Annotated in this window: 15 protein-coding genes; 8 read left to right on the forward strand and 7 right to left on the reverse strand. The window is 45.7% G+C overall.

All coding sequences use genetic code 11. From position 1 onward, the window contains the following. Positions 1-95: 95 nt before the first annotated feature. The 6 genes from AACV20_RS12390 to deoD all read right to left on the reverse strand — a co-directional run bounded on the left by AACV20_RS12390 (position 96) and on the right by deoD (position 7,127). Positions 96-1,226, reverse strand: coding sequence for an HlyD family secretion protein (locus AACV20_RS12390; protein WP_017045041.1), 1,131 nt, complete (start codon positions 1,224-1,226; stop codon positions 96-98). Further along, positions 1,226-1,612: a DUF3302 domain-containing protein gene (locus tag AACV20_RS12395; RefSeq protein WP_088729371.1), complete on the reverse strand. Its 387-nt coding sequence runs from the start codon at positions 1,610-1,612 to the stop codon at positions 1,226-1,228. The genes AACV20_RS12390 and AACV20_RS12395 overlap by 1 nt, the downstream gene beginning before the upstream one ends. Positions 1,613-1,674: 62 nt before the next feature. Continuing rightward, positions 1,675-3,255: a diguanylate cyclase domain-containing protein gene (locus tag AACV20_RS12400; RefSeq protein ID WP_013868365.1), complete on the reverse strand. Its 1,581-nt coding sequence runs from the start codon at positions 3,253-3,255 to the stop codon at positions 1,675-1,677. Continuing rightward, complete coding sequence (locus AACV20_RS12405) at positions 3,236-4,723, reverse strand: hypothetical protein (RefSeq protein ID WP_013868366.1); 1,488 nt, start codon at positions 4,721-4,723, stop codon at positions 3,236-3,238. The genes AACV20_RS12400 and AACV20_RS12405 overlap by 20 nt, the downstream gene beginning before the upstream one ends. 163 nt (positions 4,724-4,886) lie before the next feature. Continuing rightward, a complete protein-coding gene (locus AACV20_RS12410) occupies positions 4,887-6,356 on the reverse strand; it encodes an IS1 family transposase (RefSeq protein ID WP_170907373.1) in 1,470 nt (489 codons plus the stop codon). Positions 6,357-6,416: 60 nt separating this feature from the next. Then, positions 6,417-7,127, reverse strand: coding sequence for a purine-nucleoside phosphorylase (gene deoD / locus AACV20_RS12415; protein WP_013868368.1), 711 nt, complete (start codon positions 7,125-7,127; stop codon positions 6,417-6,419). A 311-nt stretch (positions 7,128-7,438) separates the two neighbouring features. Between deoD and AACV20_RS12420 the strand changes: the two genes are divergently transcribed. From AACV20_RS12420 to AACV20_RS12435, 4 genes are read left to right on the forward strand one after another with little or no spacing between them, the layout of a single operon-like run. After that, positions 7,439-8,392, forward strand: coding sequence for a YbgA family protein (locus AACV20_RS12420; protein WP_026027151.1), 954 nt, complete (start codon positions 7,439-7,441; stop codon positions 8,390-8,392). Further along, a complete protein-coding gene (locus AACV20_RS12425) occupies positions 8,382-9,215 on the forward strand; it encodes a MerR family transcriptional regulator (RefSeq protein WP_170907374.1) in 834 nt (277 codons plus the stop codon). Before AACV20_RS12420 ends, AACV20_RS12425 begins: the two co-directional genes overlap by 11 nt. Positions 9,216-9,231: 16 nt before the next feature. After that, the gene (gene phrB / locus AACV20_RS12430; protein ID WP_170907375.1) at positions 9,232-10,644 is read left to right on the forward strand and encodes a deoxyribodipyrimidine photo-lyase; all 1,413 of its coding nucleotides are present in this window, start codon (positions 9,232-9,234) and stop codon (positions 10,642-10,644) included. Between the two features lie 5 nt (positions 10,645-10,649). Further along, positions 10,650-11,573 (forward strand): L,D-transpeptidase family protein, encoded by a 924-nt coding sequence (locus AACV20_RS12435; RefSeq protein WP_013868372.1) that lies wholly within the window; start codon positions 10,650-10,652, stop codon positions 11,571-11,573. Between the two features lie 108 nt (positions 11,574-11,681). On the opposite strand, the gene AACV20_RS12440 is transcribed toward AACV20_RS12435, so the two are convergent. Beyond that, a complete protein-coding gene (locus tag AACV20_RS12440) occupies positions 11,682-11,951 on the reverse strand; it encodes an Lpp/OprI family alanine-zipper lipoprotein (protein WP_026027153.1) in 270 nt (89 codons plus the stop codon). A 395-nt stretch (positions 11,952-12,346) separates the two neighbouring features. Between AACV20_RS12440 and AACV20_RS12445 the strand changes: the two genes are divergently transcribed. From AACV20_RS12445 to AACV20_RS12460, 4 genes are all read left to right on the forward strand, one after another. Further along, positions 12,347-13,693 (forward strand): DEAD/DEAH box helicase, encoded by a 1,347-nt coding sequence (locus tag AACV20_RS12445; RefSeq protein WP_170907418.1) that lies wholly within the window; start codon positions 12,347-12,349, stop codon positions 13,691-13,693. Positions 13,694-13,949: 256 nt separating this feature from the next. Beyond that, complete coding sequence (locus AACV20_RS12450) at positions 13,950-15,962, forward strand: prolyl oligopeptidase family serine peptidase (protein ID WP_170907376.1); 2,013 nt, start codon at positions 13,950-13,952, stop codon at positions 15,960-15,962. After that, positions 15,963-18,104, forward strand: coding sequence for a TonB-dependent hemoglobin/transferrin/lactoferrin family receptor (locus AACV20_RS12455; RefSeq protein WP_170907377.1), 2,142 nt, complete (start codon positions 15,963-15,965; stop codon positions 18,102-18,104). Positions 18,105-18,113: 9 nt separating this feature from the next. Beyond that, entirely contained in the window at positions 18,114-20,390 is a 2,277-nt protein-coding gene (locus AACV20_RS12460) for a proprotein convertase P-domain-containing protein (RefSeq protein ID WP_170907378.1), read from the forward strand. The last annotated feature ends 2 nt before the right edge of the window (positions 20,391-20,392 follow it).

Consider the following 20,392-nt stretch of genomic DNA (forward strand, 5'->3'; position numbering starts at 1 on the left):
GGTCGTTTACGACCCTTTTAACATGATACCAATAGTCACTAGACAAGCGACATCTGGGTTGGCTGTTTTTCAACGTATGTCGTGACGGATGGTATCTAATGATCTATGTAGAGATAGTTTTGCCAACTTTTCATCCGGATGAGTACCTTACGCATAATCGAGACATGAGAGAAACTGTCTGAATAGATAGCGGCTTCAAAAGCAGTACCGAGTGGCAGGTGATAATCGCTTAAATCATCGGTGATTTTAAGGGTGACGAGTACGCGTCCATTGGTACGTAATGCCTCAGTTCCTAGCAAGGTACCTCGTGCTTGGATCTGGCTTTCACCAATAACAGGTAATATTTCAACCACCTCTCCTTTGAAGACTTTTCCGGGTAGTGCTCTGAACAAAAACTCGGCTTCAAAGCCCGGTTTTAGGCGTTGAAGAGAATTTTGCCTAAATGCAGCTGTGTAGATTTTATCTTCTGTGTGTACAAACGTCATCATTGGCGCTAAGGGTAATGGTACGGACATCGCACCTGGTCTGAGAGCTAATTGCGTCACATAGCCATCAGTAGGCGCTCTGACAATGGTTTGTTCAAGGTTGAATTGGGCTTGTCTAAAATCGGCAAGCAGGCGAGCAACGGTAGTATTCTCACCATTGATTTCTGAGTTTAAGGAGATATTGGCTTGATTTAGACGTGCTTGGGCGACTTCTACTGCTGCCTCTGCTGCTTTATAAGCTTGGCGACGGGTATCAAGATCTTGTTCGGTGAATGCACCTTTATCATACCCACGTTGATAACGAGCATACTCACGTTGTGCTTTATCCCGGTCAGCGATGGCCTGTACTTTCGCTGCCGCAGCTTCAGAAACATTCGATTCTAGGCCAAGTGCACCTTGGCTCGCCTCTTTGATCTGAGCTTCAATTTTTGCCAATTCCGCTTCAAAAGGCACAGGGTCAATTCTAAAAAGCACATCACCTTGTTTTAAGGGCTGGTTTGCTTGTACCGGAACCTCAATCACTCTTCCTCGTACTCCTGAGACGACAGGTGTTGTGGAAAAAACTTGGCTACCCAATTGAGTAAAAGGATGATTATAGTTCATCAGTAAGATCAGGGTGCCGATCAAAATAACGCCACCTAATACAGCGGTAGGGACGGTCCACTTATTTAATGGAATTTTAAAGACTTTGAATATCGCAATACATAAAGCGGCATAAGTCATGATCAGAAGTAAATCCATTATTTTGTCTCCTGATTACTGGCATGGTCGATGTTCGCTTGAGCAACGGGTGGCTTCGCTTTTAACTCATGTAATTCTCGAGTGAGTGTTGCGACTTGATCGATAAGTTCATCGACACGATGATGAATATCGTGCTGCTCTTCTTGAAGTTTAGTGAACCCCCACCCGCGATCTTTTCGCCACAAGGTTGCCCAAATCCACAAAAATGGCCAGATTGCATGTAAGGTAAATAGACTGACCCAGCCAGAAACATGAATGGCATCTTGATGTGGATGGTCGCGCTCTTTGGCGATTTCATAGGGGATATCATGAATGACGATGATTCCATAAAAAATGACCAAGGCTACGAAAATCAGTAGACCAAGGGCAAAGTAATCTAAAAACATAGTTGCTCCTGTATTTCAATGACGAGTGTAAACGGCAGCCAATAGCTTAACGTGATGGAAAGTTACTCAGTGCACACTTGGTTGCGGCCATTCGCTTTCGCGCGATATAAGGCTTTGTCGGCGCGGTAGAATGTACGTTGTGTATTTTCACCATCTCGATGCAAGGTTATACCGATACTGACGGTTAAGCCGCGCTCACCTAGAATATCGTGCCAACCAAATTGGAATATGCGTTCTCGATAGTTTTCGGCATGCATTTCAGCTTGGTCGAGCGAGCAATCTTCTAAAATCACCAGAAACTCTTCTCCACCAAAACGGACACAGGAGGAGCCTCGGAATTTAAAGTAGTTTTTCAACTCACGTGAAACATTGACTATCGCTTTGTCACCAACCAAGTGACTAAGTTCATCATTAATCGATTTAAAATGGTCAATATCAATGACTAGAAATGCAAATAGCTTCTCATGAAGCAGTAGGTCTTTCAGCTTTACATCTAACCAGCGGCGGTTGTGTAAGGTGGTGAGTGGGTCAGTGAAGACATCCTGTTGAAGTTGGGCTACAGCATTCTTTTGATGTTCTGTGGTTTCTTTGAGCTCGCGATTTTCAATCTCAGATAAGATCAATTTCAATTGCAATTCAAAGCGCGATAAGCGACGCAGTTGATTGGCCCCCAGCTCACTAATCGGGATGTTTTTCATCAGATCAGTTTCAATTCGAAAGCCTTTTTTTTCATAAATCAGGGCGGCTTGATAAAGGCCTTGGCGCTCGCACACGGCACTGAATGCTCGATACAGCTGCTTGGCCATCGTGGGTGACGTGTATCGTTGCAGACGTTTGTCTGTACTGGCCAGCATCATATTGGCAATATGACTTTTGCCTATTTTAGCCAGGCAGTTGGCCGTTTCAATTCGAATCATATTCGATAGCCAGGTGGAATTCATATTCCCAGCACTGTACTGAACACTAGAGAGCGTAATGAGCGCTTTATCGACTTGATCCTGATGAAGATAAAGTTGAGCTTGATAGAGTGAAATTTGCCCGGTAAGAATTTTATCGCTGACCAAAATACTCAGCTCTTCACACTCTTTAATTAGGTCGGTGGCGGCGGAGATTCGGTGCAGTTGAATGTAACACGATAGCATGTAAAGTTTATAACGCAGGCGTAATGAGCGGCTGGTGATTGCGTGATCAATACTATCAATTTTTTGATAGTAACGAAGGGCTCGGCTGTGCTCACCATAAGCATCACACAGGTTACCCATGCCAATGACGGCTAGTACATATTCGTCAATGTAACCTGTGTCGACGGCAATATTAGAAGCGGACACATATTCGTTGAGCGCCGCGGCAAATTCACCGCTTTCCATTAGGCGATCGCTTAAACTGTTTTTCACAGACAAAATAATTTCGGCGTCCTTAGGCAATTCAAGTAATGCTAAGGCGTGACGAAGCTCCTCTATACTGGCGGACGACTGATGCAGTTCTGAACGATACTCTGCACTGATGATGTAGCTAAGTGCTTTTTCTTTTGATGTTGAGGCTATATGTTGTCGGACGTGATTCCAGAAAATGATGGCCTCTTCTCCGGAAACGGAGGTGGCATCCAAACCCGTATCTTTAATCTTACTGAGCAGTACTTCCATGCGACCATTCCTGAGGTTGACTGTCTTCCAGTTGTTCTAATGTGAATGGGAAACTCAAAATGTCTTGGAACATCACTTGAGGTAGCGACCCCGTTAATCCTTTTCTTTCCCAGGGGTATATTTCAATCATCTTAGCCAATACATGGAAGACGTGCAGCGCTGCATCGCCTTTATCGGCAAGAAGCAGCGCTAAGCGTTCGCTACTTAAACGAGAAACGAGATCTTTTTGGTTACAGAGCGAGTGGGCAATCTCGGTACATACATCGAGGTACTTTGAGTCGTTATGTTGGATGACAATGACAGCGTGATTAGAATGCTTCAACTCGGTCTTGAACAGCATGAGTTGTTCCCACCAATAAGTCTCTGAAACCACATTGGAGAGATGTTTCTCTGGGTCGTATTCGTGTTGACCACGAATACGGTTAATGAGTTTACGTGCTCGTTGCTCAAGTTGTCGCTTAGAGGCTCTTGCTTTATCAAGGCCAATGCGCGCCGTTTGTTCTCGAAGCATCTCAACCGTAAATTGGCGATATTTCTTAAATGAGGCTAAAGAAGCTTTAAAATCACCACGCTGCTCTGCGACTAGGGATTGTTGGTAGCAAATTTGTGAAAGTAGCTCACCTTTATCAAACGAAGCCGCGGAGGCTTCAGCAAGAAGCAACAGCTCAGTTGCTTTCTTGGAGTCTTTTCTCAGCAGTTCCAAACGAGCTCGACTAATGAATGAGTGAGCCTTCATCCACACAAGGTTATGCTCCACGGCAAGTTCGAGTGCTTTGGTGGTTGCCGCTTCCGCATCTTCGATTCGTTCAAGCCCGAGCAGTGCCAAGCCGCGAAAATCCCAAACCTCGGCTTGCCAAGTTTTATCGGGATGATCCTGTAGCGCTTCTTCTGCACCATCGAGCACCGTGAGCATATCGATGTATTGGTTAAGTAGATAGAGATCCCATGCCCACAGAATACGGGCTTTGCCTTCTAACCAATGGATACGGGCATTATTAGCGACTTTAACGGCTAGCTCGTGTGTTGAACATGAAAGTTGATATTCGTTAGTAATACGCCAAACATTACCCAGACCAATGAGGCACTCTATCTGGATATCAACTTCATCAACCAGAGCTGATTGTTCTAAGGCATTTATCCAATATTGTTGGGCGGTATAATATTTTGCCTGACCCCAAAGTTGCAGCGCGTGAATATGCAGAATTTCGGGAAGGCAATCATCAGTATCGAGGGTATTTTGAGTGGATAAGGCTTCTTTAATGTATTTTAAACCCACACGGTAGTCCATTAGACACCAAGCGCAGCGAGATAAAATGATCAAACATTGAATCGCCCCTTCTGGGAAAAAGATCTGCTGTGCTCTCAATAAACACTGCTCCGCGACGATCGACACCTTCTCCGGCTCAGTTTCAATACGGGCTCTAAGCTGTTCTATTTCAATTTCAAGAAGGTATTGGCTTTTATCCAAACGGGCTGTTCCTCAAAAGTAAGAAGCCTAAGTCACCGATTCATTATATGAAGCCAACGTTAAAGCGCACTATTTACTTTCCCAAAAGTGGGTGCATTGGTTATTCATTACCACAATAATCTGCGCTACTTCACAATCCACAGTCTAAATATAACCTAAAAATCTAAGAGAGTAGTTCTTTTAATGTCAGTGGATGTTTGGTTAATTCCAAATTTTGGGCGGCAGTGAATCCATGTTTATCTTGGTAGCACAGATTGTGCCAAGCACGAAAAATATCCAGCATTGGTTGTAGGCCGCCAGGGCGAAGTTTGCGCCTCGGTTCGTTGATAAAGCTTTCGAACAACAGCTGGAAGCGTTTTTGATAGAACTCTGTTTGCTTAATAGATGCTTTATCGAGCCAAGCTTCGGGTGTTGGATTGTCTCCTGCCAAATAGCAAACACCTTTGGCAGCCTGCGCCTGATTGGCAATAGCCCAGCGATCTCGCCACCATCCCATGTGAACAATGTCCGTTTTATTCACGGAATGTCCATTTTGCCATTGCGGATCTTCCTCAACGTACATCAAGTCAACATTCTTACGCTTGATTCGCGGCAAACAGACGCTCAATGCGGCAGAACGTAAAACCGGATCTTGAGGCAGATAAATAGAAACTCGCTTATCTTCAAGGCACAAATCCAGCACGTGGAGGAAGTGAGCATAAGAGGTGTAAGGAGGGCGAATCAAGGCACCTTTAGAAGGGTAATAAAAAGTGGTGAGGTTACCCATGGGGTCTTCAACATTACCGCGGGCTAAAATCGTTTGGTATTTCTGATCAATACGCTCACGTAACAGCGGAGATGCGTCAGGAGTGGGTAGATTCGCTTCGGATGAATGTTCACGAGAAACAAAACGCGCGGGCGAGTGATAGGGGTTGTGATCAAGCTCGCCTGCAGGCTCTTCATTGGCGGAATAGTTTACGTGCTGACAGAGTATATAACCTGTTTTGGCTTCACCTGTTGCAAACCACAATACGCCGTTGTCGCTATGGGGCTGGAGCGGGATGTAATTGCAAGCCAGCTCATATTGGTTTGCATGATTCACCCAACGCGCATCAATCATGGCCAGTTTTCGCCGACAGCGACTGGCAATGTGCTCGACATGATCATAAAACGTTTTTGGGTTGATGGATAATTTACGGCAAATCTCTCGCACCGAATAACTCATGAAGAGTAGGCCGAGTAAGGTTTCTTGAAAAACGAGTTTTTTGTTGGCTCCTGACCACTTATCAACAAAGGTACTCTGACAAGCTTTGCAACGGTATCGCTGGCGATCGCCGCTGTAGCCAAAAGCGTGATAGAGGTGTTTGTGTGTATGAACAGATAAACCGAAATTTTGGCAATCATCACTACGACAAGCGGGCAACCCGTCGCTGTGAAGCTGTCTCAAACGGTGTAATTCGTTTAACACTTCTCGGTTGTTAAGTAAGGGGGGGAAAGCTCCACATTCACGACAAACCATCGTTGGACGCTTCGGGTTTACGCGCTGCAGAACGTACCGTTCGGCTTCACTCAGTCCAAAGTTGTCACACGCCAATGTTTTACAAAAGTTGAGTTGTAAACCATCTGCGTCCTTGGGTAGTTGGTCGTTGGACACAATCGCCCCCTCGGGGTAATTTAAGGCTGCCAATTTGGGTGAGCAGCTGAGGTTTAAAAATTAGATACTAATCGCTGTTTCAAGCGCGACTTTCATCATGTCGTTAAAAGAGGTTTGGCGATCTTCAGAGCTTAATTTCTCACCGCGAATGATGTGGTCTGACACCGTAAGAATCGTCAATGCTTTTGCGCCTAGATCCGCTGCAACGCCATAAATACCGGCCGCTTCCATATCCACACCTAAGATGCCAAGCTTATTCATTTTTTCGAATAAATCACCTTCAGGTGTGTAGAACAGATCAGCGGAAAACACGTTGCCTACTTTCACGGGCACGTTTTGTGCGCGTGCTTGATTGACGGCCGTTTCAAGCAATCCGTAATCCGCAATCGCGGCAAAATCGTGGTTGTTAAAACGGATGCGGTTAACTTTGGAATCGGTTGAAGCACCCATACCAATAACGATATCCATTAGATTGACATCGTCACGAACTGCGCCACAGCTACCAATACGGATGATATTTTTTACACCGTATTCTGAAATCAACTCGTGAACATAAATCGAGCATGATGGAATGCCCATACCGTGGCCCATAACGGATACTTTTTTACCTTTATAAGTACCGGTATAACCGAACATACTGCGAACATCACAAACCTGTTTAGCATCATCTAAAAAAGTTTCAGCAATGTATTTTGCACGTAATGGATCGCCTGGCATTAGAACGGTTTCAGCGAAATCACCAACTTGCGCATTAATGTGTGGGGTTGCCATCGTTGTTACTCCAAAGTTTTCGAGTCAGCGATTTATCCGCAATAAGTGGATTAAATTACTAATTCTGTTGAATCTGATGTGTTTTGTTGAGGCAATACTAGCTAGACCTGACAATGTTCCTTGAGAGATTTGTCACAGAATGGAGGTTAATACCCTTTTTGTAGCTCATTGATAACTAAAAGTGTTGAAAGTGGTAAGGCAATCGATTTGGGTAAACGTTTACCTTTTATGTGTACATAAATATATTTTGTATAAGGTGGTTGGAGTGTGCTATACATTATACAACAAATATTTTTGTATATGAGGCGGCGATGAGTAATCCAGAAATTCGTATCGGGATCAGTGCATGTGTGCTGGGAGAGCAAGTCCGTTTTGATTCTGGCCACAAAGCGAGTGACTTTGTGACCAAAGAGTTAACGAATTATTTCTCTTTCATACCCGTTTGCCCAGAGGTTGCGATTGGCTTAACCGTGCCAAGGCCTACCATTCGCCTGATCTCTCACGAAGAGCGTTTAGCGCTGGTTGAAACTAAAGATGAAACCAAAGATTACACGCAAGCCATGTTCGATTTCTCAGAACGAAAAGTTGATGAGCTCGAATTGATGAAATTGTGTGGTTATATCGTTTGTGCGAAATCCCCGACATGTGGCATGGAAAGAGTCAAAGTCTATAAGCATCAACGAGCAGACAAAGAGGGTGTTGGGCTTTATACCGCCACTTTGATGCGTAAAATGCCGTGGTTGCCTGTAGAGGAAGATGGCCGTTTGCATGATCCTGTGCTTCGCGAAAACTTCATTACGCGTGTCTACTGTTTACATGACTTTTATCAATCGATAGGTGACAACCCGACACCGGGCAAAGTGGTGGCCTTTCATTCACGTTACAAATTGACGTTAATGGCGCATCACCCGCAAGCGTATCGAGAACTCGGCCGTTTGGTGGCTGAAGTCAAGCAGCATCCGCCACAGTATTTTATTGAGCACTATCGCCAAGGGCTAATGGATGCGCTTAAACACAGAGCGAGCCGTAAAAATAACACCAATGTTTTGATGCACATTCAGGGTTATTTCAAACGAGCCTTAAACAAAGAGCAGAAAGTGGAGTTAGCGCAATTGATTGATGACTATCGAACTGGCGAGCTTCCTTTACTTGCGCCTATTACGTTGCTCAAACATTACATAAAAATGTATCCCGATGCTTATCTGCAGCAACAGCACTATTTATCGCCTTATCCACAAACGCTAAGGTTACGTTATGGACTATGAGAACCCACTGACTGAAAACATGATGACTGAAAAATTATACGCTATTCGAGACGTTGCCGAGATGACTGGAGTAAAGCCCGTTACCTTGCGTGCATGGCAGCGCCGCTATCACCTCGTTCAGCCACAGCGCACGGAAAAAGGGCATCGCCTTTATTCACAAGAGGATATTGCGACGATTCGCACTATTCAAGGCTGGCTGGCGAAAGGGGTTTCGATTGGCAAAGTGAGTGCATTGCTCAGTGGCAGTGAAAGCATCATCGATACTTTGGCAAATCATGGTTCAGAGCTTTTAGAGCAAGAACAATTGCTGCAAGCTTTAGTGGATCTCAATAAAGGCAAAGCGGAATCAACCATTGCTACGGTATTGAAAGAGTATCCGTTAGAGATTGTTGAGCAGCAGTTTGTCTTTCCTGTCATCGACACGTTAGAGCGGGTTAAAGGACCGCTGCGCAGTTTGCAAAAAGGGCTTTTTCAGGCACTGATGATAAGCAAGTTGAGCTCGATCATTGAAGCGGAAAACAAAGCGGCGACCAAGGGGAAATGTCTTTGCGTTAATCTTGATCCGACATCGAGCATACTGGCTTGGCTATGGTTCGTGGGAAAGGTGGAAGCTGGTTATAACCTCACTATTTTAGATGGTGTCGAAGATCTTACCGCTCTTGTTGATCATGATGCTTTAGCAAACTACCAACAGGTTGCGCTGTTTGCTAATCGCTCTTTTACGGAGCAGCAAGTTCAAGCGTTACGGAAATTGCGTATCTCACTGGGAGATAAGCTTTCGTTGTCAGATGTGGTTACTCGTCTGCACCATTCGTTAGATTAATCAATAAGGATGTACAGTGAAATTACTCTGGCTGCGCCGAGATTTACGATCCGTTGATAATACGGCATTACATGCCGCCATTGATGGCGAAGAACCTGTTGTTGCCGTATTCATTGCAACGCCAGCACAGTGGCAAAAACACCATCTTGCTCCGATGCAGGCGGATCTTATTTATCGGCGTTTATTTGAGCTGCAACGTGAACTGCAAGCACTCAATATTGCTCTGCTGTATGAGGAAGTTGATGATTACGCTGATGCTGCGCAGCAGATTGCCACTATGGCTAAGCGGCTTAATGCCAGCGCAGTGTTGGTTAATCGCGAGTATGAAATCAATGAGTTGCAGCGTGATGAGATGGCGAGCCAGTTTTGCCTAGAGCGCCAGATCGAGTGGCGAGCATACGACGATAAGTGCATTATTGCCCCCGGTTCGGTCAAAAATAAGCAAGGTGATTATTTCAAAGTCTTTACGCCTTTTAAACGAGCGTGGTTATCACAAGCGGCTATTCCTCAAATTTTACCAACGCCTATTTCTGCACATTATAAACGCATAAAGGATCTTGAGCCGTTGCTGTGGAGCGAACACCGCTCGTTCAGCTATCCACGCATCAGCAGTGATCATTGGGTGGTCGAGTTCGATGCAATTCGCGCTAAATTACGCCAGTTTTGCCGTGATAAGGTACAGAATTACCACCAGCAGCGTGATTTTCCCGCGTTGGATTCGACCAGCGCACTGTCACCTTATCTCGCAATAGGGGCGCTTTCTGCGCGTCAATGTATGGCGCGTCTATACGCTGAATCGCAACATATTGGGTTGTCTGAAGGGGCGCAAACTTGGCTGAGCGAAATTATTTGGCGTGAATTCTATCAGCATCTGATCGGGTTTCGTCCTGATCTCTGTAAAGGAAAAGATTTTGCACCTTGGGGGAAACATGTCTCTTGGTGGGAGAACTCAACGGCCTTTGAACGTTGGAAGCAGGGTCAAACCGGGTTCCCTATTGTCGATGCGGCGATGTGCCAACTCAATAAAACGGGGTGGATGCATAACCGATTAAGGATGGTTGTGGCCAGTTTTCTAACCAAAGATCTGCATATCGATTGGCGACTTGGTGAACAATATTTTATGCAAACATTAGTGGATGGCGATTATGCATCCAACAATGGCGGTTGGCAGTGGTGTGCTTCAACAGGGTGTGATGGGCAACCTTATTTTCGAATTTTTAACCCTACCAGCCAAGGGGAACGTTTTGATCCGAAAGGGGATTTTATTCGTCAGTGGGTACCTGAATTGGCTTCGTTGCCAGATAAGTACATCCACACGCCTTGGAAATTCCCTGCCGTCAATTCCTTGTCATATCCCGCGCCAATGGTTGATCATAAAGTAGAAAGAGAGATAACCTTACAGCTCTATAAAGACGCCAAGGATACTTGATCACCATGCTACGCAAGCTACTCTCTTTGTGTTGTTGCTGGGGTGCGCTCAGTGTGAACGCGTTTGCCGCGACTTATGATTTTCCTGCCGAAGGCAGTAGCATGGTTGGCCGAACTCAATATCACGTGATTGAGCAGGGCGAAACCTTAGCGCAAATTGCAAAACAGTACGATGTTGGGTTTTTATCTTTGATGGCGGCTAACAAAGGAATTGACCCATTTTTGCCGCAGCAAGAGTTTGTGCTAACCATTCCGTCACAAATTATTTTACCGCGCGTGGCTTACGAAGGCATCGTCATCAACTTAGCGGAACTGCGGCTCTATTACTTTGAGCCTGAAAAACGCAAAGTGCATATTTTCCCCGTCGGTATTGGCCGTATTGGTCGTGATACGCCCGAAATGGAAACCACTATCAGTCAAAAACGACCGAACCCAACTTGGACACCTCCTCAATCTATCCGCACTGAATATAAAGCGAAAGGTATTGAACTGCCTGCGGTGGTGCCTGCTGGGCCAGATAACCCGCTTGGTGAATACGCGCTTCGTCTCGCTTATGGTGCGGGTGATTATTTGATCCACGGTACCAACAAAGATTTTGGTATTGGTATGAGAGTCAGCTCAGGTTGTATTCGTATGGATCCCAAGGATATTGAATGGCTGTTTAAGCAGGTTCAGCGTGGCGAGAAAGTGAAAGTAATTGATGAGCCGATAAAATTAGCCTTAGAGCCAGACCGAAGCGTATTTCTTGAAGCTCATGAACCTTTAACGCGCAGTAACGGTAGTAAAAAAGAGTTGCAGGTACCGCAAGAACTTCGCTGGTGGTTGGATGAATTTAACAAATCAGATGCGAAAGCGAGAGCGGTGATCTTGGCGCAAAATGGTGTGCCTGTCGAAGTTGTGGCTGCAGATTTTTCAACCTCATTGGAGTAATTAAAGAAGTTGATGAGTTCATTAATGGTGAACAGTGTAATAGCAGCAATAAAAAAGGCTTGAATTAACAAGCCTTTTAAGCAATTTCAGCTATGGAATATAACGAAATTATTTCGTGTATGACTGAGCAATATTATCGATACGCTCGTTTGCACGAGCCGCTTCTTCTTGCGCAGCGGCAGCGGCATCAGCCGCTTGGCTTACTTTAGACGAAAGTGTCGATTGCTCGCTCTTAAGTGCAGAAATTTGATCACTGAGTTGGCTAACTTGGTTGCTTAGCTGATCCATTTTCGTCATTGCTGCGTCATCAGGGCCTGATGCGCAACCAGCAAGTAGAAGTACAGAAGAGGCTGCAGCTGCAATTAACATCTTATTCATTATTGAACTCCTTGTTTGTAAGATTATTATCAATGACGCCCTATTATACTTTTCCTACTTGAAGCTACAGCGGTGCTGTTTACCTGCAACGTCAAGTTGTTTGGGTATACACTTGTTTGGAAATCATCATATAGTGACGAACTCAATTGTAGACACTATTCTAGCGTTCACCCAGTAGCCGAACGTCAAAATAATCCAAGAATTTCAATTTATGCTCATTTACTCCGCTATGTTTCATCGTTAAGAGACGTATTTTCTATCTTCTTATGCCTTGAAAAAGTGTGCGTGCTGATTATTTTTATGTGATCTCTATCTATCTAAGCGCCTTTCGGGCTATCATATTGCGTTTTCATTTTGACCTCTTGCCCTATTTATTGTGGCAACTTTACAAATTTTTGGAGAATCCTTTGCAGTTTAAAGATTTAGGCTTAGACAATCGCTTATTGAAGACCCTCAAACACTATGACTTCAAACAAGCGACAGAGATCCAACAACAAGCGGTTCCCGTGGCGATTGCAGGTAAAGATTTGTTGGCATCCTCTAAGACTGGTTCGGGTAAAACATTAGCGTTTGTTTTGCCAATGCTGCATAAGTCTCTAAAAACTAAAGCGTTATCAGCAAAAGATCCTAGAGCTCTGATTCTTGCTCCGACACGTGAGTTGGCCAAACAAGTGTACGGTGAGCTGCGTACTATGCTCAGTGGGTTGAGCTACGAAGCAACGCTGATTGTGGGCGGTGAAAACTTTAACGACCAAGTAAAAGCACTGCGCCGTTTCCCCCGTTTTATTGTGGCGACTCCCGGTCGTTTAGCGGATCACTTAGAGCACCGTTCGTTGCGTCTTGATGGTTTAGATACGCTGATCCTTGATGAAGCTGACCGCATGCTGGACCTAGGTTTTGCTCCGGAACTACGCCGTATTCATCATGCAGCGAACCACCGTCGTCGCCAAACACTGATGTTTTCCGCAACGCTTGATCACGGCCAAGTGAATGACTTTGGTACCGAGTTGCTTAAAGATCCAAAACGCATTTCGATTGGTGTTGTCAACGAAGAGCATAAAGACATCACCCAAAAATTCTACCTCTGTGATCATCTCGATCACAAAGAAGCCTTACTCGAACGCGTGCTGCAAGAAGCCGAATATCGACAAGTGATCATTTTTACCGCGACCCGTTCTGATACTGAGCGTTTAACGCTTAAACTCAACGAGCAGAAACTGAAAGCCGTTGCGTTGAGTGGTAATTTAAATCAAAACCAACGCAACACCATCATGAGCCAGTTTGAGCGCGCTGTATTTAAAATTTTGGTCACGACGGATGTGGCTTCACGCGGCCTTGATATTGCAAACGTGACGCACGTGATTAACTTTGATATGCCCAAACATACGGAAGAGTATGTGCACCGTGTTGGTCGTACAGGCCGTGCGGGTAATAAAGGTGATGCAATCTCGCTGGTTGGCCCAAAAGATTGGGACAGCTTCAAGCGCGTGGAAGCCTTTTTGCAGCAAGATATCGAGTTCTCTCAATTTGATGATCTGAAAGGTAAATTTACCGGACTAAAACCACGCGTTCCGGCCTTTAAGAAAAACGCAGCCGCTAAGACTAAAAGTACTAAGCCCAAGGCGCACACCGCCAATAAGAAGCCCGTTAAACGCGATAAAACCTTTTATCAGAATGTGGCAGTGGGTGATGCGGTATTTGTGCCGAAAAAGAGAGTTGCACCTAAAGTTGAGGATGAGTAACAGCGAGCGTCTTGTCAGCGTGATCTTTCGGTCAATCGAATCTGCTGGTGGACTCAATGCCAGTATTTGCTGAGACAACCTCATACTAATTATAAAAACACCGCCAAATTGGCGGTGTTTTTATATACACGCAAACGTTCACCCTTATAAATCCCATAATTTCTCCATTTTATACAAAAATGATAATTGATCTCATTATCGTTTAGTGGCAAGCTGCGCCTCATTATAATAATTGGCTATGTTTTCACTGATCATAATGAAATTACTCAATATCATTGCTTTTGTTGTTGGTTTGTCTTGTTTTCATTCATCTTATGGTGAGTCACTGCAGTGGCTGGAAGATGGCTCGCGTAGACAGCCTAAGGTTCGAGCACACCTTGAAGATCACAATAAAAAAACACAACAGTGGCTCAATCAAGCCACACCACTTTCTAATGCACTAGTCAAAACATGGTCAGAGAGTAAGAGCGTAAAAGCACCGACACCTTGGCTCATCCAGTACCAAAATTACTATCATGATCAAGTGATTAAGGGTGAACGTTTTGTTGTTAAAAAGACCGCAGAAGACAGCCCAATTGAGCGATTGGTCAATATCAGTGTAAGACAGCAGCAATCAGATTATTACCAGTTAGCCAATTGGGCGGTGGCAAAAGGGGACCGCTTTATTGCATTAAGCGAAGATTTGACTGGCGAAGAGCACTACACGCTGACGCTGCTGGATCGTGTATCGAAGCTGGAAATCGTGCTTAGCCAATCTGCAACGACCCAAGCTATTTGGTCTGAAAATGGCCAATACCTCTATTTTTTGGTGGCAGAAGAAAGCCGTTTTTCTCGCTTATTACAGCGCTATGATGTGCTGAGCAAGCAGACAAAAACCCTATGGGAATGGGCTGATCCGCAGTGGATCGTGTCTCTCTATTTGGCGGCGGATCCGCATTTTGCCCTCGTGCAAGTCAACAACGAAAACAGCAGTGAACAACGTATTTTAGAGACTAACAGCTCTCACTTAAGTCTTCCGCTTCGTGCCGTACAGCCGGGTATTGAATACTACGCAGACGTTGCTAATGGTTGGCTCTACATCAATAGTAACCTCAACGGCAAGTTTGCACTCTACCGTCGATTACTGAGCATGAATGAAAACCCTTGGCAGCTTTTTTATGCGCCAGATGATCATTCCACGCTGGATAATTTTTATTTATATCAAGCTGGCGTTGTGGTTAAAACCAACCAAGCACAGCATTCTCAACTGGCCATTATGGATCAGCATGGAAAGTTGAGAGCATCACAGCCTTTGGCAACAGAAAGTGAGGTCGCTTGGGTCTCTCGTAACGGTGATTGGCAAAGCAATAAACTGCGGGTGCGTTCAATGTCGATGGTTTCTGCAGGAGTTTGGCGTGAGTTTGATGTGGCAAGCTTACAATGGAAGCGACTGGGTCAAGACCACTATCCTGCTTATTTACCGGAACAGTATGAGTCACAACAGATTGTGGTGGATGTTGATGGCGTGGCTATTCCTGTCACTTTGGCGTACCGAAAAGACACCTTGAGCGCACAGTCCAGCGTCTTTCTTTATGGCTACGGCGCGTATGGCGTCACGATGCGTCCGTACTTTATGCCACAAGTGATCAGTTTATTGGATCAAGGCGTAATTTATGCGATTGCTCATGTGCGCGGTGGTGGCTATCACGGTGAATTATGGCACCGCGCTGGGTCTGGCATTCTGAAAAAAATAGGCATCTCAGATTTCCTGAACGTCGCCTCTTCATTGCAGCATTTTAATAACGGCCAACGCGCTATTTATGCGATTGGCGGCAGCGCTGGTGGAACCTTAGTTGCGGCCGCGGTTAATCAAAACCCAGCACTTTTTGCTGGAGTGGTGCTGCAAGTGCCTTTTGTGGATGTGCTTAGAAGCATGTCCGCAGAAGACTCCTCTTCACTCTCGGTGCAGCAGCGAGAAGAGTGGGGAGATCCTAGCCAGCCATTGCAACGCTCAGCAATTGAAGCTTATGACCCACTACTCAATATTCAAGCCAAACCTTATCCGCCAACCCTCGTCCGTGTCGGGTGGTTTGATAACCGTGTCCCTTATTGGGAAGGCGCGAAATACATAGAAAAAATGTCGATGATGAGTACGGGTAGCGGGCCTTACTTGTTATGGACGGACTTCAATAGCGGGCACAGTAGCGATTCACGTAAGGCACTACAGCAACAGGCCGTGGAATACGCCTTTCTTCTTACCATAGATAAAAACAAAAAAGCGGAGCAGTAAATGAAGCTTTCTCCAATCACCGCAGCGGTGCTTAGCGTGCTTGCGGTAGGGTCAGTGCATGCCGAATTCAGCCTAACCAAGCTTGAAGAAGTGGTGGTGAGTGCCAATAAAGTAGAACAGCCGCTGTCAAAAGTCGCCGGCTCAATATCAGCGATTGACGGTGAAACCATTGAAAAACAAGGCGCGACAGAACTGTATGATGTATTGAGTCATGAACCCGGAATCAGTGTTACGGGTGGCGCTGGTCGGCCACAAAACATCACGATTCGAGGGATGACGGGCAACCGCATTGCGATCATTCAAGATGGCGTCGCCGCATCGGACGGCTATGGTGCCAATGACATTAACGATAAGGTAGGCCGCAATACTTTCGCCTTAGACAACATAAAAAGCATTGAGGTTGTGAAAGGGGCAGGGTCTACCATTCATGGTTCGGGCGCGATCGGCGGCGTTGTGGTTGTCACCACAAAATCGCCGGCGGATTATTTGCAAGGACGTGATTTCTATATTGATGCCTCTGGCTCCTACACAGGGATCAGCAATCAATATAAGAGCAGTAGCACGCTAGCGGTGCGCAATGGAAATGGTGAAAGCTTGGTGACCATTTCATATTGGCAAGGTGAAGAGACACGCAACTTTAACCAAGATCTCTATAACCGAGATATTGAAGGATTCAGTGCATCGTTAGTTCACGATCACATGGTCAATGATTCGCTGTTACTCAGTGCAAAATTTAACGCCTATAAAGATGAAAACATCCGCAAAGAAGGCATTGCTTCCATTCAACGCGATGACAAATGGGAAAGCAAAGAATTTTTTGAACAGGAACAGCACCAAACCTTATCGGCATCATTGGGGGTGCAATTAGATACCCTTTCTTTCTGGGCAGACCATGTGGACGCCAAGCTTTACTGGCGTGATAGTCAAAGTGATACTCAAACCAATCGCTTATTGACCAAAGAACATGCCTTTTTCGACACCCTTGAATTTCGTCGTGAGAGACGCGATGAAAGTTTTTCTGATCAGTTGATAGGGCTATCGGTTGATTTAGAAAAAGCAGCACGAGTCCACAACATCGAACACCAATTTATTTACGGTGCAGTGCTTAATACCAATCGTTATGAACGCCCTCGTCACGTGGATACCAAGGATTCCAATGGGGAAACCTACGAAAATATTATTCCGTTTGCACCGGCGAAGGCCTATGGTTTGGGCGTCTATTTGCAAGATAGATTCAGCCTTAACCAGTGGACATTTAGCGCTGGTTTACGTTTTGATTTGAATAACCTTACTCCTCAGTCAGAGCAACCTATTGCTGGTTTTGCTGTTAGTGAAATTCAAACCAGTGAATGGTCACCGAGCGCATCCGTAGCTTACCAGTGGACGCCATCATTCAACAGTTACCTCAGTTACAACCACGGCTACCGCGCTCCGACCTATGACAAAGCCTACGGTGCGGCAGACCACAGCTTTGTTCCACTGACGCCGTTTTTTATCGCGCCGAACATGAATTTACAGGCTGAAACCAGTGATAGTTTTGAGTTGGGTTCAAAATACGATAATGGCCAATCTCAAGCTTATGTCGCGGTTTTTTACTCTCTCTTTGACAATTTCATGAACACTAAAGACGTGGGATTTGATAGCGATAGAGGCGCTTGGATCAAGCAGTACCAAAATATTAATGGCGTCGAAACGTATGGCGTGGAGTTCACCTTCGCTCATCAACTGAATCAACAATGGTCAACCACGTTCAAAGCGGGTTATGTGGATGGCAAAGATGATCAAGATGAATACGTTCGTACCATCACGCCGTGGGAAGGAAATGGACAACTAAATTACCAGCAGCAAGATTGGGATGCCTACGCACGTTGGAACTGGGCGAGTTCGATGGACCGAGCACCAGCATGCTCTGATGATATAGGCCGTAAAGCGCAATGCGCGCAAACGTCGGCATGGTCTACGGTCGATCTTGGCGTGAGTTATCAAGTGATGCGTGACCTTGATGTGAGTCTCAACATCATGAACCTATTCGACCGTGAATACGTTCGTTACCAAGACGTCGCAGGTGTAAGTCAAAGTCAAACTCTCTATTCCACTGAGCCCGGGCGTTACTTTACCGCTACGGCTAAATACGTGTTTTAGGAGCTAGAGATGAAAAAAATTATCGTTCTGAGCACCTTGCTATGCTTGAGCCATTCCGCCCTTGCGGGGGAGTGGGACTATCCACTGGCGAAAACGACCATTGCAACGAAAGAGTCGGCTGAGCTGTATTTGAGCTCGCTTTATCCTGATGTTGGGACACTGAAGTTTCGTTATCAAACCGAGAGTTTACTGGGAAATCATTACAACTTTGATGTATGGCAGAACGGCCAATACCAACCGCAAAAAGCGTTAGTGCTCTCGACTGATCAGTCCGGCGTAGTGACGCGTGTGTTCAAAAGTTTGCACAATACGGTCGAGCGAGATGGCGTTGCATTAGTAGCGGCAGAGCTCGAATCGCCCCGCCGATTGGTGGCGAATGGACCGCCTTCGCTCTCATCGGGAGATGTGCAGAGCATCAATGTGCAACTTTTTGACCCCGATTTAAGAACCATGGATCAATTGCCTGCGCCAGATTCGGCGTGGAATGACCTTGCTGATTACCCAAACCAGCCGCACTACCAAAGTGTGAATGTCGAGATGTTGCAAAGTGCAGGTAAATATTACTTAGCCAATGAACGAGTACGACAAGTTGATGCCACCGCCATACAGCAACAAGATGATGCCAAGCAGTGGGTTGATAGCGGTGTTGGCTTACTTAGCGCTGAAGACGTGGCGCAATGGAACTCAGATGCTGAAATTCTCTCCATGGAGATGCTTGATGATCGCTTTGTACAGCTGATGGCTTTTTACCATCTTGATCAATCGATTGATTATACCAAACAGCTCGGTTTTTCCCTGTTTAGTGAGCCCGTGAGGTTTGATGCGAGAGGTTTATCTAGCAACAACTCTTCTTATTATGTTGGCCCGAAAGCGGTGTTGTTTGGTGTTGGGGGCTCGCCCGATGCATTAGATGCCGACGTGGTTACCCATGAACTTGGGCATGGAATTCATTATCAAATCGTTCCCGATTGGGCTTATGGACATTCGGGCGCGATTGGTGAAGGCTTTGGTGACTATTGGGCGGGTTCGCACAGTTTTCGCCGCCAGTATACACAAGGAAAAGCGTTCGAAATTGACACCGTGTTTAATTGGGATGGCTATTTTGGTTCTCGTATTTCGACACGCAGTTTGTGGAATCAGCGGGCAAAATATTTTGCATCCGCAGAGTATCGAGCGCATGAAAGTGTTGCAGGTGAGTTGGGTGATGAATTGTGGTCTACCCCTTTATTTCAAGCGCTGAAACAGGCCGTGAATGAGTACGGTCAAGAAGCGTTTTCTGAATTTGACCGTATTGTTCTTGAATCAATGTACGGCTTAGGTCGTGGTCTAAAAATGCATGATTTGAGTGAAAGCATGCTGTATACCGCCAAACAGCTGTACCCGCATCGCGCTTATGATGCGATGCTATTACAGCAATTTAAGCAACATAACTTAGTCCAAGAACCCTTCAAATTCCTGTTGGAACGTCGATTTGTGATGCCAACGGATCCGCTGAACGTGCACATTCAGGCCACGGATCGCCAAGCAAGTTTACAAACGGTAGCCACTTTGCAAGGTGAAACCGTTACTTTCGCTAGCGAAAAATTCCAGCAGCAGCAATGGAGCATCGCGCTGCCAACCACCTACACCTGCGGAGTCAAACAGACTCTACAACTTGAATCGAGTTATCAATATCAACCGTACCTTGCGATGCAATCTGACAAGCAAACTTTATCGTTTATCGTGGGTAAGCCACAGCTTGCAACGCCGCCAGTAGCGATACATTCAGTATTGAAAGACGCCAGTATTGACAGTACAGACACGGTTACGTCCGGATTTAAGAGCTATGGCTTGACGATCGATGTTGGCAACGCATTGATTGATGAAGATTTTGTGGTTCGCCTGCAGTTATCGCACCCAGAGCTACAAGAGCTGCGCGTTACCTTAATTTCACCCGCAGGGACACGCGTCGAATTACTCAACCAAGCACCATCGGCCATCAATGGTTTTGATGACTATTGGGTGCTGGCACATGATGCCATATTGGGCTCTTTACAAGGCGAAGCCTTAAGCGGCTACTGGCGTTTGGAAGTAGTTGACTACAACCCGGGAAATTCCGGCACCTTGATTGAATGGGGGGTAGGTCGCCTAGCGGGCTATCAATGCCCTCAACCTGTGACCAACGCACTTTCACCTGAAACAGGTGGCGGTTCGACTTCACTGCTCTTATTACTTCCTCTCGCGGCATTCGCCATAAGACGACGTAATTTGTTGGCTATTTTTTCACTTAAACTGAAGAACACATAACT

Origin of the sequence: Vibrio sp. B4-6, from assembly GCF_963888245.1 — a bacterium.
In the GTDB taxonomy this organism is placed as follows: Bacteria; Pseudomonadota; Gammaproteobacteria; order Enterobacterales; family Vibrionaceae; genus Vibrio; species Vibrio anguillarum.

What these genes read in the sequence shown, in the direction of transcription:
- AACV20_RS12435 (WP_013868372.1), top strand. Translation starts at nt 10,650, where the DNA reads ATGCTACGCAAGCTACTCTCTTTGTGTTGTTGCTGGGGTGCGCTCAGT.
- AACV20_RS12420 (WP_026027151.1), top strand. Translation starts at nt 7,439, where the DNA reads ATGAGTAATCCAGAAATTCGTATCGGGATCAGTGCATGTGTGCTGGGA.
- AACV20_RS12425 (WP_170907374.1), top strand. Translation starts at nt 8,382, where the DNA reads ATGGACTATGAGAACCCACTGACTGAAAACATGATGACTGAAAAATTA.
- AACV20_RS12440 (WP_026027153.1), bottom strand. Translation starts at nt 11,951, where the DNA reads ATGAATAAGATGTTAATTGCAGCTGCAGCCTCTTCTGTACTTCTACTT.
- AACV20_RS12390 (WP_017045041.1), bottom strand. Translation starts at nt 1,226, where the DNA reads ATGGATTTACTTCTGATCATGACTTATGCCGCTTTATGTATTGCGATA.
- AACV20_RS12400 (WP_013868365.1), bottom strand. Translation starts at nt 3,255, where the DNA reads ATGGAAGTACTGCTCAGTAAGATTAAAGATACGGGTTTGGATGCCACC.
- deoD (WP_013868368.1), bottom strand. Translation starts at nt 7,127, where the DNA reads ATGGCAACCCCACACATTAATGCGCAAGTTGGTGATTTCGCTGAAACC.
- AACV20_RS12460 (WP_170907378.1), top strand. Translation starts at nt 18,114, where the DNA reads ATGAAAAAAATTATCGTTCTGAGCACCTTGCTATGCTTGAGCCATTCC.
- AACV20_RS12395 (WP_088729371.1), bottom strand. Translation starts at nt 1,612, where the DNA reads ATGTTTTTAGATTACTTTGCCCTTGGTCTACTGATTTTCGTAGCCTTG.
- AACV20_RS12450 (WP_170907376.1), top strand. Translation starts at nt 13,950, where the DNA reads ATGAAATTACTCAATATCATTGCTTTTGTTGTTGGTTTGTCTTGTTTT.
- AACV20_RS12455 (WP_170907377.1), top strand. Translation starts at nt 15,963, where the DNA reads ATGAAGCTTTCTCCAATCACCGCAGCGGTGCTTAGCGTGCTTGCGGTA.